Below are 15,810 nucleotides of genomic sequence, written 5' to 3'. Positions count from 1 at the left end.
AACTCACCCCACCGCCGCATAAGACATTTCAGGCTTCAGCGACTGGCCGCGCGAAGCGCCGACCACTGCATCGACGTCAAGGATCAGCGCCACGCGTCCATCGCCGAGGATGGTTGCCGCCGCAATGCCCGGGACATGCGTGTAGTTGGCCTCGAGGCTCTTGATGACGACTTGGCGCTGGCCCTGAATGGCATCGACCATGAGGGCGCGCTGACCGCCGCCTTCCGATTCCACCAGCAGCGCGACGCCTTCGACCGGATTGGCCTGCGTGGCACGGAAATTCAGGATACGGCCGACATCGACCAGCGGGCAGAAGCTGTTGCGGATCGAGATCAGGCGATGGTTCGCACCGAAGGAGTGGATAGCGGACGCTTCGGGCTGCAGCGTTTCGACGATCGCCGTCAGCGGCACGACGAGCGTCTGGCCGGCAACGGTGACCACCATGCCGTCGAGGACTGCGAGCGTCAGCGGCAGGCTCATCGTGAAGACAGAACCCTGCCCCGGCTTGGAGCTGATGTTGATGCGGCCGCCGAGCGCCTGGATCGAGCGCTTGACCACGTCCATGCCGACGCCGCGGCCTGAGATGTCGGAGATCTTGTCGGCGGTCGAGAAGCCCGGCAGGAAGATCAGGTTGTCGACTTCCTCATCCGAAAGATTGGCATCGGCCGCGATCAGGTCGTTATCGATCGCCTTCTGGCGGACTTTCTCCCGGTTGATGCCGGCGCCATCGTCGGCAAGCTCGATGAGGATGCGGCCGGAGCGATGCTTTGCCGTCAGGCGAACGGTGCCTTCCGGGTTCTTGCCGAGTGCCGCGCGTTTTTCCGGCGTTTCGACGCCATGGTCGACCGCATTGCGGATCATGTGGGTGAGCGGCTCGGCAAGCTTGTCGATGACGGTCTTGTCGACTTCGGTGTTCTCGCCCTCGGTGATCAGGCGGATCGACTTGCCGGTCATGTCGGCGATTTCGCGGACGATACGCGACATACGCTGGAAGACCGGCTTCACCGGCTGGGCGCGGATCGCCATGACGCTGTCCTGAATCTCGCGGGTGAGCTGCTGCAGCTCTTCGAGACCCATGTTGATGGAGGATGCGCCGTTGTTGTCGTTCTCGATGACGCTCTGGGAGAGCATCGCCTGATTGATGACAAGCTCGCCGACAAGGTTGATCAGGCGGTCGACGCGATCGAGATCGACACGGATGGTCTGCCCGGCGGCGGCAGCGGCGGCACTGTTCTGCGCCGCGGCTGCGTTGGAAGCGGCAGCGGCGGCAAGGGCGGCTTCCTTCTTCTCGACGCGTGCGGCAGCGGAGGCGAACTGCGTGACGTTGCTTGCGGTTTCCGCAGCAGCCACGGCGGCAGCGACGTCGTTTCTCGGCGCGGATGTCTCCTCTATGGTTTCGGCAGCCGGTGCGGCGCCGTCATCGAGGATCGAGAGATCGAAGGGCACCGGTATCATCGGCAATTCTTCGCCGCTCGAAGACCCGCCGCTTCCAACCAGCTGGACATCGAGATCGCAGTCCCATTCAGCAAATTCGAAGACGGTGCGAATGGCGTCTTCGCCCTTGTCCGTCTTGATGGAGATCGCCCATTTGAAATAGGCGCCTTCGGGATCGAGGTCGATAAGACCCGGCAGCGCATCCATATCGCAGAAGATATTCATCTCGCCGAGCCGCGAGAGATCGCGCAGCAGCAGCGTCGCATCGTTGCCCTTGGCGTAGAGATCGGACCGCGGCTTGAAATTGACTTCATATTCCGGCCTGGCATCGACGGCCGGCTCATCGTTGCCGAAATCGTCGTCGAAGCTGAAGGGAATCGGCTGGAAACCGCTTTCGTCCGTGGGCGCAGGCGCGGCCACGACGGGCTTCGAAGCAACATCGGCAACCGCCGCTGCCGACGGCGCGGGAATATCGCCATTTGCCAGCGCTTCCAGTTCCTTGACGAGGCCGCGGCTGCGCGCCGGATCGACACTGCCGCCATCACGGGCGGCGTTGGTGAGATCCGCCAGCACGTCGGCCGCCTTGAGCATGACCTTCAGGACATCCTGAGTCGGCTCCAGCTTGTTGGATCGAACGCAATCGAGTGTGGTCTCGAAGACGTGGGCGAATGCGACCAGGTCGTCCAGACCGAAGGCCCCTGCCCCACCCTTGATGGAATGAACGGCGCGGAATACGGCATTGACAGTTTCCGGGTCACGGTCGCCATCATTCAACTTCAGGAGACCGGATTCCAGTTCAGCGAGCTGCTCTTCGCACTCCTGGAAGAAAATCTCTTTGATTTCGTTCATATCCATAAGGGGCGGATCCTGTTTAGGCGGTTACGCGCTCGATGGCATCGATCAGCTTGGCGGGATCGAACGGCTTGACGATCCAGCCGGTCGCGCCGGCCTGGCGGGCACGGTTCTTCTTTTCCGCATCGCTTTCGGTCGTCAGAACGAGGATCGGAACGGCGCGGTATCTGTCGTTGCGGCGAACGCCCTCGATGAAGCCGAAGCCGTCGAGCCGCGGCATGTTGATATCCGTGACGATGACGTCGGGATTGGCTTCTTCCAGGATTTCCAGGCCCTCGACACCGTCTTCGGCCTGAATGGTCTCGAAACCCGCATTGTTGAGGGTCACGAGAAGCATGTTTCGAATGGTCCGTGAATCATCCACGGTCAGCACTTTTTTCTTCATTGCCGGATCTCCTTGGCAAGCAGATGGGAGATATCCACCCCGATCACCTGCATCGTTTTTTGAAATGCATCCGACACCTTGGAGAAGGTGAAGGAGAGCTTGTCCTCATCCCAGGTCTTGGCGGCGGCCATGATGACCTGCACGCACAAGGTCCCGATCCTTTCGACGCCGGACGCATCGATCGCGACATTGCTGCCGCGCAACCCCATCAACGTGCCGCGAAGGGCGGAGGCCTCGTTGAGGTCCAGCACCGCAGCCAGACTGATTGTCTTTTCGCCTTTCCTGCTCGGCATCGCGTCATTCCCCGTTGTCTGAAATCAGGCCTGTCGGCCCGCATATGCATGAAACTGAAAGATCAATAGGCATTGCGATCGCCTCCCGCTGCGGTCCTGCGAAGCGGGAAGCCGAAATCGGCCATCTCCTCGTCATTCTGCGCAGCGCCGAATTCCTCGCGGGCGGGGAGCTGTCGCTGCTGCGCGGCTCTGACCGGCACGCCAGCGACGGCATGCCGCCGCTCGCGCTCGATGCGGAACTCGCGGATGGTTCGGCCGAGCTCGACGACGACGGTATGCAGGTGATCGGCATCTTGCTCGGAGCGGCTGGCATTGCTGCCGGCGGCGGCCGCCCGCTCGCTGTGGCCGCCGATATCCGATGTCAGCGCCTGAAGGCCGGCGACCTGTTCGTCGCTCGCAGCCGCAATTCCGGAAATGGCTTCGTTGATATCCGTCACCTGGCGCACAATGCTGCCGATCGCGTCCTGGGTGCGGCCGACCATCTGGACGCCCGCATCTACCTGCGCCTTTGTTCCCGTCACCAGCACCTTGATCTCGCGGGCCGCATCGGCGGAACGCTGGGCAAGCGCGCGAACTTCCTGCGCGACGACGGCAAAGCCGCGGCCGCTGTCGCCGGCGCGGGCTGCCTCGATGCCGGCATTGAGTGCGAGAAGATTGGTCTGGAAGGCAATCTCATCGATGACGCCGATGATCTGGCCGATCTTTTCGGCCGAGGTCTCGATATCGGCCATGGCCGATATAGCCTGACCGACGATCCTTCCGCTATCTTCCGCCGCGATGCGGGTCGATGCCGTCACGCGCTCGGCAGAACGGGTGTTGGCCGCATTGCCGCGCACCTGATCGGCTAGCTCTGCAAGCTGCTTTGCGGAGGCCGCAAGGCCCTGCGACTGCTCCGATGAGGTTTCCGCCAGGGATTTCGAGGCACGGGCGATGGCCTCGGCCGTCGTCTCAGCCGCCAGCACGCCGCCGGATAGAACTGAAAACTGCTGCTGGATATCCGCCAGCGCCGCATTCAAGGCTTCCGCAACCTCGGCATAGGCTTCGGGACCATCCATCGGCAGGCGCGTCGTCAGATCGCGGTCGGCAAGGCCATTGGCGAGATCGGCGATAATGGCGGCCGCCTCGGCGCAATCAGCCGTCCGCTGTTCCGCGAGCGCGCGCTGGTGGCCGACCCGCAATTCGTTGAACCGCAACGATACGGCAATCTCGACATCGACCATGACGAGCCGAACGATCGCTGTGACAAGTTCGCTCAGTTCACGGGCACGACGCTTGGCTCCCGGAAGAATGGTACGGCCGCCCATGTCTTCGAGCAGGCCGGCAAGAAGATGCTCCAGCATCACACCATGGCCTGCGACATGCCAGCGCGGATCGAGACCCATCTTGCTTTCGCTGTCGGACAGAACCTTGACGCGCTCGGCATAGAGGCTGTCGAAACGCGCATCCGTCAGCACGTCCCAGTGCGACGACTGCAAATCCTGGAGCCGTTCGAGCTGGCTTTCACTGGTGAAATTGCGCGCGGCGTCCGGATAGGCCTGAAAGCGGTGGAAAAGATCGCGCAGGCCGGCTTTCAGATGCGCTTCGAGCATTGGCCGGTGACGGCGCAAGGTTTCGCATTGCCCGGCATCGAGACCAGCAAAACGCAAACGGTCGCGAAGGCTGCCAGCCTGCGCCCTGCGTGCCTGATCTGACGGCGAATCCTGCGCCAAAGTCGTCCCTGCCGAACTGCCGCGCATTCAAGCGCCGGCGAAACCGCTGATGATCCGCGCCAGGCGCAATGAGGAGGCGAGGAAAGGCAGCCGTAGCCGTCGATCATGTGATCGAGGCACCGAAGCTCGCTCGTTCATCAAAGTCTATTGCGGACCTGTTTGATGACATGGATACCGGATCGGACCCGGTACGACGGGGCGGCTTCATGCCTGCTGAGAACGAGTCACAATTTTCCCATTCCGACGTTCAGGCTCAATATTTATGGTTAATTCCTTGCCCGAAGGTTAATGACGGAAGAAGGCATGTCTCCTACTGATCTATACTAAATTAGCGATTACTTTCAGATATAGTTTGTCGCCGTGGAAGAACATCGATCGCAAGTCACGAGCAAGCTTCATCCCTTACTACCCAAGGGATAGACACTTCCGATGTCGCTACGGAGAGAGCAATGATTGTTCTTGGTTTGACCGCCTCGCTGATGGCCAGCTTGACGCTTGCGGCCTTCATGCTTCTGTCCCGCATCGAAGCGGCGCGCGGCAAAGCTACCCCTCGCATTCTCTAGGAGCTTTAACGGACATCTGATATCCGAAATCGGACATATGGCACTTCGCGGCCACACGATGCGAGCGCTGTAGTTCCCGCGGATGGCAGGAGCTAGCTTTGGCCTCAATAGTTCCGTATTAAGCCTCACGATCAGGCACCGAGACCCATCCTTTAATGCTCGACACGACCCATTCCCGAACAAATGCCCAGAAACTTTCGCTGGGCCTCGCCCTTGCGATCATCTTCGGAGTAACGCTCTGGCGCGTGCTCATGTTGCTCCTCAACAGGACGGACCTCTTCGTCGATGAGGCACAATATTGGTTCTGGGGCCAGAATCTGGATTTCGGCTATTATTCCAAGCCGCCGATGATTGCCTGGGTCATCCGCTTCTTCAATACGATCTCCGGCTCGGATTCGACCTTCTGGATCCGCATATCGGCGCCGCTCTTCCATCTTGCCACCGCCCTGATGCTGATGTGCACGACGCGGCGGCTGATCGACGACGAGACCGGACGCGAGATCGCGCCATGGGTCGGCGTCATCTTCATCACGCTGCCGGCTGCCTCGCTTTCCGCCGTGCTGGTATCGACGGACACGATCCAGATCCTGTTCGTAACCATCGCCATCTGGGCTTTTATCGGGCTGACCAGGCGTTCCTCGGTGCTGGAAGCTGTCATCCTCGGTGCCAGCCTCGGCATCGCCTTCCTGACGAAATATTCGGTGCTCTTCCTTATGCCCGGTGTCGGCATTGCCATGCTGACGATGCGTTCGGCGCGTATCGCCTGGCGGGACGTTGCCATTGCCGCCATTATCGGGGCCATCGTCGTTTCCCCCAATCTCTGGTGGAATCTCACCCATGATGCGACGACCATAAAGCACACCGAAAACATCGCCCAATGGAGCAAGAGCGGCGGCGGCAACACCCTGCTGAAGCACATACTCAACGGGCTCAGCTTCTTCGGTGCCCAGTTCGGCGTCGTCGGCCCGGTCGTCTTCTACGCGCTTTTGTGGGCGACGTGGCGATTGATCCGCGGGCAGAGCGACGACCGGGAAAAGCTGCTGTTCTGGCTCTCTGTGCCTGTCGTGGCGCTGATCACGCTGCAGGCCCTCCTCGCCAAGGCCTATGCCAACTGGGCCGTCTCGGCCTATGCCGCAGGCACCATTCTCGCCGTCTGGCTGCTCTATCGCCTGACGAAAAAGGGGCTGAGCACCTCGCTTATCATAGGCGCCGTTGTCGCCTTCGTGATCCCGGTGCTGACGGTGTTTGCCTATGACATCAAGCTGCCGAACGGCGATCTCGTCATGAAGCGCTATGTCGGCCGCAGCGTCATCAGTGAAGAAATCGCCAATATCGCCACGGAGGCGAAACTGACTGAAATCGTTGCCCAGGACCGCGATATCCTCGCCGATCTCTACTACACGCTGAAAGGCAAGCCGTTCCACATCTATGCCCGCCACTTCGGCGGCTTCCCCGCGAATTATTACGAGCAGGATTTCTCCCTGCCGGCCAGCGTGATCGGTCCGGTCTTGTTCGTCGACAACGATCCGATCGATTGCCCGGAAGGCCAGGCCGAACTCATCAAGAGCTGGTCGCCACCCTATGGCGAGATGAAGGGCAAGACGCTTTATGCCTATCGCGTCCCGGCATCCTGCCTGGCGCCTAAATCGTCGACAGCGGGTGCGACGGAAAATTAAGAAATCGAGCCGGGACTGTTGACCGGCTCGTGCAACTGCATCATGACAGGCCACACTAGGAAGACGCCAAGCGTCCTGTTATCATGACCGAACCGCTGGAGTTCGCTCCGGCAAAGGAATGAAGGCATTTTGGATCGTTGAGCCCGCTTGAATTCGGCGCCGCCGACAGCGAAGATAGAGACGACAGGACGCACCGCGCCGGAGCGCGCGTGATCGCCTCGCTGTTCGTCGCATTCTTCGCCTATATCGGATTGGCGCTTGGCGGTGGCATCAACCTTGCCGCGCGCGCCGATGCGGACGCGCTCTCCTCGGGCAAAGACACCCAGCCTCTCTATCTATCCCTGCGTGACCCCGTCCGCGGAATCGTCGTTGCCGATCGGCTGGTGACGCCGAAGGCCACATGGCACGATATAGGGCCTGCAACGCTTGCTGCCCTCCCTACCCTCGGATATCCGGCAACCTCGTGGCAATCGTACCGCCCGGATGATGCCGCACGGTTCGAATCCCTGGCGTTTCGCGCCTATCTCGCACGTGCGCCTCCAGGCGCGCTCGCCTAAGCGTTTGGCGCAGACGCGCTGAATTTCCGACACGACCTCAAGTCCGCCTGCGGCCAGACCGTCGGCATAAGCCTATTTTCAAGGATAATACCCATGCGTACCTCACCATGGCTCGTGGCACTCTATACGGTGATCATCGTCATTGGCTTTCTGATCGCACTGCCGAATGCGCTACCGCCGTCGGTTCTTAGCAAGATCCCATCCTGGCTGCCTCATAGCCAGGTTTCGCTCGGCCTCGACCTTCGCGGCGGCTCCTATCTCGTTCTCGAAGTCGATGAGAAGGACCTGACGAACGGCCGGCTGCAATCGCTGCAGCAGGACGCGCGCCGCGTGCTGCGCGACAAGAACATCCAGACCCGCTCGATCGTCCGCAATGGCGACCAGATCGTCGTGACGCTCAGCGACGCCTCGCAGAGCAGCGATGCCGTGACGCAGCTGCAGACGCTGGCCAATACGATCACGTCGGGCCTCTCGGCCGGCCAGTCCGATCTCAACATCAAGCCGAATGGCGCGACGATCGCGATGTCCTTCTCGCCGGCCGGTATTTCGGCCAACGTCGATTCCGCCGTTCAGCAGAGCCTTGAAGTTATCCGCAAGCGCGTCGACCAGGTGGGCGTTGCCGAGCCAACCATTCAGCGCGTCGGTCCGAACCGCGTTCTCGTCCAGCTTCCCGGCGCACAGGATCCGTCGCACCTGCGCGAGCTTCTCGGCTCGACCGCGAAGATGTCCTTCCATCTGCTGGCCGATAACGTCGACCCGAACAATCCCGGCCCCGGCGTCACCATCATGAAGGACGAGCAGGGCAACAGCTATCCGGTTCTCGACCGCATCGAACTGTCCGGCGACCGCCTGACGGATGCCCGCGTCAGCTTCGATCCGAACACGCACGAGCCGCTCGTCACCTTCCGCTTCGACAGCGCCGGCGCCAACCGGTTTGCCGAAATCACTCGCGAAAATGTCGGCAAGCCCTTCGCCATCGTCCTCGACAACAAGGTTCTGAGTGCGCCTAATATCCGCGAGCCGATCACCGGCGGCTCGGGCCAGATCTCCGGCAACTTCACCGCAGACAGCGCCACCACGCTTGCAGCCTTGCTGCGCGCCGGTGCCCTGCCGGCCAAGCTCACCGTCATCGAGGAGCGCACCGTCGGCGCCGACCTTGGTAGCGACGCGATCCAGAAGGGCATCTATAGCGGCCTGGTCGGCTTCGTTCTGGTTGCCGCCTTCATCTTCGTGCTCTATGGCGCCTGGGGGATTCTGGCGAATGTTGCCCTGCTCATCCACACAGTCCTGACCTTCTCGGCCCTGACGCTTGTCGGCGCCACGCTGACGCTGCCCGGCATCGCCGGCGTCGTCCTTGGTATCGGCCTCGCGGTTGATGCCAACGTTCTCATCAACGAGCGCATCCGCGAAGAAACCCGCAAGGGCCGCGGCGCCTTTGCCGCCATCGATAACGGCTTCAAGAAGGCCTATTCGACGATCATCGACGGCAACATGACGGCGCTGATCGCCGCCGCCATCCTGTTCTACTTCGGCTCCGGGCCTGTCCGCGGCTTTGCCGTGACCATGGGTCTCGGCCTCATCATCTCGATGTTCACCTCCGTCGCCTTCGTGCGTGTCGTGATGATCGCCATCACCCGTCGCCGCAAGCTGAAGGTGATTAACATCAGGCCGCTGATCCCCTTCAGCCCCTATGATAAGCACATCCAGTTCATGAAGGCCCGCTTCTTCGGCGTCACCGTCTCGGCGATCCTGTCGCTTGCCTCGGTGGTCCTGTTCATCCATCCGGGCCTCAACTACGGCGTCGATTTCCGCGGCGGCATCCAGATGTCGGTCAAGACCAAGGACGCGGCCGATCTGGCGACATTCCGCGAGGGCCTGAACACGCTCGGCCTCGGCGAAATCGCACTGCAGTCCTTCGGCGACAATAACAGCCTTCTTGTCCGCGCCCAGCGCCAGGACGGCGGCGAAGAGGCGCAGACGGCGGCAGTGACCAAGCTCAAAGCCGAAATCGTCAAGATCGACCCGAGCGCGACCATCGAAGGCACCGATGTCATCGGTCCGAAGGTTTCGGGCGAGCTTGCCTGGGCCGGAATCCTGTCGGTCGTGATCGCCAGCCTGGCGATGCTGTTCTACATCTGGTATCGCTTCGAATGGCCGTTCGCGGTCGGCGCCATCGTGACGCTGGTGCTCGACGTCACCAAGGCGATCGGCTTCTTCGCGATCACCGGCCTCGATTTCAACCTGACAGCCATCGCCGCGATCCTGACGCTTGTGGGATATTCGGTGAACGACAAGGTCGTGGTCTATGACCGCATGCGTGAAAACATGCGGCTTTACAAGTCGATGCCACTGCGCGACATCATCGACAAATCGATCAACGAGACCCTGGCGCGAAGCCTCTATACCAACGCCACCGCCTTCCTGGCGCTGGTGCCGATGGCAATCTGGGGCGGCAGCGCCGTCTCCAGCTTCGCGATCCCGATGGTGTTCGGCATCCTCGTTGCCGGCGCCTCGTCGGTCTTCATCGCGGCGCCGATCCTGCTGTTCCTCGGCGACTGGCGCCGCCGTCATGCCAAGCCGGTTGCCAATGAGACGGCATCGACAGACGGCAAGTCCGGTAAGGACAACAAGCAGATTCCTGCGGCATAATAAATGAAACGAGGACATGCCCGCCTTCCGGGCATGTCCTCCACCGCCCTACGAAATCGGCGGCATATGCAAAGGCAAGCCCGGACGCGGCGCCGTAATCTTTTCCACGACACCGTTTTCCTGTTCGCTGACGAGCAGATGTTTGCCGTCGACGGTAAAAGCAATATTAGCTGGGCGCGCGCCGTCCGTGCGGATATGACCGGCCATTTTTCCCTCGGCGTCCACCATGGAAATTTCACCCAGGCCGTACATGGCGCAGTAAAGCATGCCACTGCGATCAAAGGCGAGGCCGGCCGGCCCGCGCAGCGCGTTCACGGCGGGCGATGTCATCGACTGGACAAACATTTCCTGCCTGCCGCCAACGACCTGCCGATAGATTTTTCCAGTCAGTGTTTCACTATAATAGAGCAATCCATCGGCATCGAAGGCAATGCCGCTCGCAAAGAGCAGACCGGCTGCGAGGACACGGATGACCCGTCCCTCAGCCGGATCGATCTGATAGACGCAGCCATTGTAAGCCGCCTTGAAGAAATCGGGATGGATGTGGCCGCCTTCGAGAAGATTGGCAAGACGGATGCCGGAATCAGTCATATAAAGCAGGCCGTCGGGTCCGAAAGCGAGTGCATTCGGATGCAGAAACGGACCATCCGCGCTACCCTCGATGACTTGCAGGACGCGGCCTTGCGCCGATAATCTGACAAGGGAATTCTCCGGGCCGTTGGCTACCCAGAAACATCCGTCGCCATCGACCGCAATCCCCATCGGCCGGCCGCCGACCCGGCAAAGTTCCTGCGGTACGCCGCTTGCGTCGAAAAGTTTCAGACAGCGGCGACTGGCATCCATTTCCACGACCGCCAGGCGGCCGTCCGGCAAAGCCACGAGGCCGCTAGGCAGACGCAGCCCGGTGGCAATCGTTTCGTTCATGTTTTGAAACCTTCATTCTACGCATTACGAAGCCCCAAAAACTCAAAATGCTGCGCCGGAATGATACATAAGCACGAAGAAGATCCTTTTCGAGCCGGACGAGTGCAAATCCGGATAAGATTCTTGCGCCGGAGGTCACATCCGCGTGCAGGCCCTGTTCATCTTGACAGGCTTTGGCGATTCGGAACATCCATAGAACGTCCCTATATTTTCGCGCTTGCGATTCGCCGCATGCCGCGCTCCGCCTGCTGCCGGAGGTACTCAGGAGAGTTGATGACCGCCGCCTATCTGGAAAAGCTGAACCCGGAGCAACGGCTGGCGGTGGAACATGGCACGACGGCAGGCGACGGTCATATTGCCGGGCCGCTGCTCGTCATCGCCGGGGCCGGCTCCGGCAAGACGAATACGCTTGCCCATCGCGTCGCGCATCTAATCGTTAGAGGTGCGGACCCGCGCCGCATCCTGCTGATGACCTTTTCGCGCCGCGCTGCCGCCGAGATGGGCCGTCGCGTCGAGCGGATCTGCCGCGAGGTGCTGGGTGCGAATGCCGGCATTAACGCCGACGCGCTGGCATGGAGCGGCACGTTCCACGGCATCGGCGCACGTCTGCTCAGGGACTATGCCGAGCAGATCGGCATCGATCCGGCCTTCACGATCCACGACCGGGAAGATAGCGCCGACCTGATGAATCTTGCACGCCATGATCTCGGCTTCTCGAAGACGGAGAACCGCTTCCCGACGAAGGCGACATGCCTTGCGATCTATTCACGCTCCGTCAATGCGGAAGCACCGCTCGACGGCGTGCTGCGGGATTATTTCCCGTGGTGCGCCATGTGGGAGCAGCAGCTGCGTGATCTCTTCGCCTCTTATGTCGAGGCGAAACAGGCGCAGAACGTGCTCGATTACGACGACTTGCTGCTCTATTGGGCGCATATGCTGCAAGAGCCGCTGATCGCCGAGGATATCGGCAGCCGCTTCGACCATGTGCTTGTCGACGAATATCAGGACACCAACCGGCTGCAGTCCTCCATTCTGCTGGCTCTCAAGCCCGATGGCCGCGGACTGACCGTCGTCGGCGACGATGCGCAGTCAATCTATTCCTTCCGCGCCGCGACCGTGCGCAACATTCTCGACTTCCCGAAAGCCTTCACGCCCTCGGCCGATATCGTGACGCTCGACCGCAACTACCGTTCGACGCAGCCGATCCTTGCTGCCGCCAACGCTGTAATCGATCTCGCCTCGGAGCGCTTCACCAAGAACCTGCGCACCGAACGGCAAAGCACGGAACGGCCGCGGCTGGTGACGGTGCGCGACGAGGCCGATCAGGCGCGCTACATCGCCGATCAGATACTGGAAAATCGTGAGGGCGGCGTAAGGCTGAAGCAACAGGCAGTGCTATTCCGCACCTCCAGCCATAGCGGCCCGCTGGAAGTGGAACTCACCCGGCGCAACATTCCCTTCGTCAAGTTCGGTGGGCTGAAGTTCCTCGATAGCGCTCATGTCAAGGATATGCTGGCGGCGCTTCGCTTCGCCCAGAACCCGCGCGATCGCGTCGCCGGCTTCCGCCTGATGCAGCTCTTGCCCGGCGTCGGCCCCTCCACGGCGCAGCGCGTGCTCGACCAGATCGGCGAAGAGGCAAGCCCGATTACCGCACTCACCGAACTGCCGCCACCGCCGCGCACGGGCGACGACTGGACCGCCTTTGTCGAGACGATGCGGGAGGTCAAAAGCGGCAAGGCCGGCTGGCCGGGGGAAATCGGCCTGGTTCGCCAATGGTACGAGCCGCATCTGGAACGCGCGCATGAGGATGCCGCGACCCGCCAGGCGGATCTCGTCCAGCTCGAACAGATCGCCGCGGGCTACGGCTCGCGCGAGCGCTTCCTCACGGAATTGACGCTTGATCCACCTGACGCCACGAGCGATCAGGCCGGCGTGCCGCTGCTGGACGAGGACTACCTGATCCTGTCGACTATCCATTCCGCCAAGGGCCAGGAATGGACGAAGGTCTTCATCCTCAACGCCGTCGACGGCTGCATCCCCGCCGATCTCGCGGTCGGATCATCGGCCGAGATCGAGGAGGAACGGCGGCTGCTCTACGTCGCTATGACCAGGGCGAAGGACAATCTCGACCTCGTCATTCCGCAGCGCTTCTTCGTGCACGGCCAGCATGCGCAGGGCGACAAGCATGTCTTTGCCTCGCGCACACGTTTCATTCCCGCGACCTTGCTGCAGTTCTTCGAGGTTTGCGGCTGGCCGCAGGCACGGGCCGAAAGTGCCGCCGCGATCCGGGCGCGAGAGGTACGCGTCGATGTGGGGGCGCGGATGCGGGGCATGTGGCGGTGAGTTTGGCGGTTGTGAGCAGCAGGTCAGGCATGTTTTGTGATGCCGCCTCTTTGTGCGTGGCCCCTCACCCTAGCCCTCTCCCCGCAAGCGGGGCGAGGGGACGACCTCATCAAGCGGTAGGCCTCTCCTCAAAGTGGAGCCGCTTGGGGCACCAATCCCCCTCTCCCCGCCTGCGGCAGGGCTATCGCATATGGAGGCGGATGAGCACCATAAGCTCCTTCTCCCCTTGGGGAGAAGGTGGCCCGAAGGGTCGGATGAGGGGGTTATCGATTTGAATTCATGGATTTTTGTGGTGTTGGTGGGCACCCCCTCATCCGCCTGGCGGCACCTTCTCCCCGCTGGGGAGAAGGGGGACAGCGGCGATCTCCGCTCATATGCGATACCCCTGCCGCCTGCGGGGAGAGGGCTGGGGTGAGGGGCAATCCGAGATTTCAACTCACTCGATTGTCGCGAGTCATCTTTACTTCGCCTCGCGAAACATCTCGATGATTGCCGAAAAATCGCGCCCGCCATTGCCGAGCTTTTCGAAGAGCGCGTAGAGCTGCGCCGCCTCTGCGCCCAGCGGTGTTGACGCGCCGTTGGAGAGTGCCGCTTCCTGAGATAGCCGTAGATCCTTGAGCATCAACGCCGCCGCAAAGCCGGGCTTGTAATCATTGTTGGCCGGTGAAGTCGGCACAGGACCGGGCACCGGGCAATAAGTATTGATCGACCAGCACTGACCAGAGGAAGTCGAGGCGACATCGAAGAGAGCCTGATGCGAGAGGCCGAGCTTTTCGCCAAGCACGAAGGCCTCGCAGACGCCGATCATCGAGATACCGAGGATCATGTTGTTGCAGATCTTCGCCGCCTGGCCGGCGCCGGCATCGCCGCAATGGACGATCTTCTTGCCCATCACCTCGAGCAACGGCTTGGCAGCAGCAAAGCTCTCCGTCGAGCCGCCCGCCATGAAAGTCAGCGTTCCCGCTGCGGCGCCGCCTGTGCCGCCGGAAACGGGCGCATCGAGCGAGAGGCAACCAGCATCACCGGCCATCGCATGCGCCTTGCGGGCGCTATCGACATCGATGGTGGAGCTGTCGATCAACAGGGTCCCCTTAGGCACGGAGCGCAGCACGTCGGTCCAGACGGTGAGGACATGCTGGCCCTTCGGCAGCATGGTCACGACCACCTCTGCATCCGCCAGGGCTTCGGTGAGCACGCTGGCAGGCTTTACCCCCGATGCTTCGGCTGCCTTCAGCACATCATGCGAAAGATCGAATCCTGTGACGGCGTGGCCGGCCTTGACGAGATTGGCGGCCATCGGGCCTCCCATATTGCCGAGGCCGATGAAGGCGATCCGTGTCATGATGTTTTCCTCCCATGATCGGTTATTTTGCGAAAAGCGGTGGCTGCGCCGGTATGAAGAAGCGGTCGATGACATCCGCTGGCACTTCGGCAAGGCTCGCCGGCGACCATTTCGGATTGCGGTCCTTGTCGATGACGGCAGCACGCACGCCTTCGTAGAAATCGTGATTATACAATATGCCCTTGCAGGCGCCGAGTTCACGATTGAGGCATTCGGCAAGATCGGCGCTCGTTCGCCCTGCCCTGAGAAGCCGCAAGGTCAGCTTCAGGCTAGTCGGCGAGCGGCTGGCGATGACGCCGGCAGCTTCAGCGGCAAACTCTCCGGGCTCACCGGCCAAGGCCTTCAGAATCTCCTCGACCGTGTTTGCCGAAAACGCCCGGTCGATCACATCCCGATTTGCGGCAAGCCGGCTTTCGCCGGCGTCTACCGCCATCGTCCGGATCAGCGCATGCACGTCTGCTGCCGTGGCCGAGGTAGACAATGCCGCAATCGCATCGACCAGAGCCGGCAGTTGCGACGATACCACACAGTGATCGGCAAAGCCGGCATGGATGACATCGGCGGCGCCGATGGTCAGGCCTGTTAGGCCCATCCAGGTGCCGGCTTCCCCCGGTGCCTGCGGCAGCAGCCAGGTGGCGCCGACATCCGGGAAATAGCCGATGCCGGTTTCGGGCATGGCGAGGCGCGTACGCTCGGTGACGACGCGATGGCTACCATGCGCCGAAAGTCCGACGCCGCCGCCCATGGTGATGCCATCCATCAGCACCACATAAGGTTTGGGATAGCGCGAGATGGCGTGGTTGAGCAGGAATTCCTCGCGCCAGAAGGTTTCCGCTTCATCGGAGCCGTCCTTGCCGCTCTGATGCAGCAGCCGGATATCGCCGCCGGCGCAGAAGCCGCGCTCCCCCTCGCCCAAAACGATGACGCTCGCAATAGCCGGATCGGCGGCGAAATCCTCCAGTGCTGGAGCGATGACCCGCACCATCGGCAATGTCAAGCTATTCAACGCCTTCGGCCGGTTGAGCCTGATGATGCCGGCCGACCCGCGCCGTTCGATGATGACTTCGTCCGTGCTATCCATGC

Annotated in this window: 11 protein-coding genes; 4 read left to right on the top strand and 7 right to left on the bottom strand. The window is 61.6% G+C overall.

Annotated features, from left to right (window positions below; translation table 11 throughout):
- Positions 1-3: 3 nt before the first annotated feature.
- From FBZ97_RS24730 to FBZ97_RS24715, 4 genes are all read right to left on the bottom strand, one after another.
- Entirely contained in the window at positions 4-2,289 is a 2,286-nt protein-coding gene (locus tag FBZ97_RS24730; RefSeq protein ID WP_145322441.1) for a chemotaxis protein CheA, read from the bottom strand.
- 16 nt (positions 2,290-2,305) lie between these two features.
- Positions 2,306-2,671 (bottom strand): chemotaxis response regulator CheY1, encoded by a 366-nt coding sequence (cheY1, locus tag FBZ97_RS24725; protein WP_004128526.1) that lies wholly within the window; start codon positions 2,669-2,671, stop codon positions 2,306-2,308.
- The gene (locus tag FBZ97_RS24720; RefSeq protein WP_069611290.1) at positions 2,668-2,964 is read right to left on the bottom strand and encodes an STAS domain-containing protein; all 297 of its coding nucleotides are present in this window, start codon (positions 2,962-2,964) and stop codon (positions 2,668-2,670) included. The genes cheY1 and FBZ97_RS24720 overlap by 4 nt, the downstream gene beginning before the upstream one ends.
- A gap of 62 nt (positions 2,965-3,026) precedes the next feature.
- Positions 3,027-4,673 carry a globin-coupled sensor protein gene (locus FBZ97_RS24715; RefSeq protein ID WP_145322773.1) on the bottom strand — a complete coding sequence of 549 codons (1,647 nt, stop codon included), beginning with the start codon at positions 4,671-4,673 and terminating at the stop codon, positions 3,027-3,029.
- Positions 4,674-5,391: 718 nt separating this feature from the next.
- Here FBZ97_RS24715 and FBZ97_RS24710 point away from each other — a divergent pair.
- The 3 genes from FBZ97_RS24710 to secD all read left to right on the top strand — a co-directional run bounded on the left by FBZ97_RS24710 (position 5,392) and on the right by secD (position 10,118).
- The gene (locus FBZ97_RS24710) at positions 5,392-6,912 is read left to right on the top strand and encodes a glycosyltransferase family 39 protein (RefSeq protein WP_145322439.1); all 1,521 of its coding nucleotides are present in this window, start codon (positions 5,392-5,394) and stop codon (positions 6,910-6,912) included.
- A 137-nt stretch (positions 6,913-7,049) separates the two neighbouring features.
- Positions 7,050-7,469 carry a hypothetical protein gene (locus FBZ97_RS24705; protein ID WP_145322437.1) on the top strand — a complete coding sequence of 140 codons (420 nt, stop codon included), beginning with the start codon at positions 7,050-7,052 and terminating at the stop codon, positions 7,467-7,469.
- 93 nt (positions 7,470-7,562) lie between these two features.
- Positions 7,563-10,118: a protein translocase subunit SecD gene (gene secD, locus FBZ97_RS24700; RefSeq protein WP_145322435.1), complete on the top strand. Its 2,556-nt coding sequence runs from the start codon at positions 7,563-7,565 to the stop codon at positions 10,116-10,118.
- Between the two features lie 48 nt (positions 10,119-10,166).
- On the opposite strand, the gene FBZ97_RS24695 is transcribed toward secD, so the two are convergent.
- Entirely contained in the window at positions 10,167-11,042 is an 876-nt protein-coding gene (locus FBZ97_RS24695) for an SMP-30/gluconolactonase/LRE family protein (RefSeq protein ID WP_145322433.1), read from the bottom strand.
- Between the two features lie 273 nt (positions 11,043-11,315).
- Between FBZ97_RS24695 and FBZ97_RS24690 the strand changes: the two genes are divergently transcribed.
- Positions 11,316-13,385, top strand: a complete 2,070-nt coding sequence (locus tag FBZ97_RS24690; protein WP_145322431.1) for an ATP-dependent helicase — start codon at positions 11,316-11,318, stop codon at positions 13,383-13,385.
- A 460-nt stretch (positions 13,386-13,845) separates the two neighbouring features.
- Here the strand turns inward: FBZ97_RS24690 and mmsB are convergent, their stop codons facing one another.
- Together mmsB and FBZ97_RS24680 are read right to left on the bottom strand one after the other, a co-directional pair.
- Positions 13,846-14,727 carry a 3-hydroxyisobutyrate dehydrogenase gene (gene mmsB, locus FBZ97_RS24685; protein WP_145322428.1) on the bottom strand — a complete coding sequence of 294 codons (882 nt, stop codon included), beginning with the start codon at positions 14,725-14,727 and terminating at the stop codon, positions 13,846-13,848.
- Between the two features lie 22 nt (positions 14,728-14,749).
- On the bottom strand, positions 14,750-15,808 hold the full coding sequence (locus FBZ97_RS24680) for an enoyl-CoA hydratase/isomerase family protein (protein ID WP_145322426.1): 1,059 nt from the start codon (positions 15,806-15,808) through the stop codon (positions 14,750-14,752).
- Positions 15,809-15,810 lie beyond the last annotated feature (2 nt).

The sequence above is a fragment of the Rhizobium sp. ERR 942 genome, from assembly GCF_007828395.1.
Lineage (GTDB): Bacteria > Pseudomonadota > Alphaproteobacteria > Rhizobiales > Rhizobiaceae > Rhizobium > Rhizobium dioscoreae.
The sequence above is the reverse complement of the archived record's forward strand: the minus strand, read 5'-3'. Positions and strand labels throughout refer to the sequence as shown.

What these genes read in the sequence shown, in the direction of transcription:
- FBZ97_RS24730 (WP_145322441.1), bottom strand. Translation starts at nt 2,289, where the DNA reads ATGGATATGAACGAAATCAAAGAGATTTTCTTCCAGGAGTGCGAAGAG.
- cheY1 (WP_004128526.1), bottom strand. Translation starts at nt 2,671, where the DNA reads ATGAAGAAAAAAGTGCTGACCGTGGATGATTCACGGACCATTCGAAAC.
- FBZ97_RS24720 (WP_069611290.1), bottom strand. Translation starts at nt 2,964, where the DNA reads ATGCCGAGCAGGAAAGGCGAAAAGACAATCAGTCTGGCTGCGGTGCTG.
- FBZ97_RS24710 (WP_145322439.1), top strand. Translation starts at nt 5,392, where the DNA reads ATGCTCGACACGACCCATTCCCGAACAAATGCCCAGAAACTTTCGCTG.
- secD (WP_145322435.1), top strand. Translation starts at nt 7,563, where the DNA reads ATGCGTACCTCACCATGGCTCGTGGCACTCTATACGGTGATCATCGTC.
- FBZ97_RS24695 (WP_145322433.1), bottom strand. Translation starts at nt 11,042, where the DNA reads ATGAACGAAACGATTGCCACCGGGCTGCGTCTGCCTAGCGGCCTCGTG.
- FBZ97_RS24690 (WP_145322431.1), top strand. Translation starts at nt 11,316, where the DNA reads ATGACCGCCGCCTATCTGGAAAAGCTGAACCCGGAGCAACGGCTGGCG.
- mmsB (WP_145322428.1), bottom strand. Translation starts at nt 14,727, where the DNA reads ATGACACGGATCGCCTTCATCGGCCTCGGCAATATGGGAGGCCCGATG.
- FBZ97_RS24680 (WP_145322426.1), bottom strand. Translation starts at nt 15,808, where the DNA reads ATGGATAGCACGGACGAAGTCATCATCGAACGGCGCGGGTCGGCCGGC.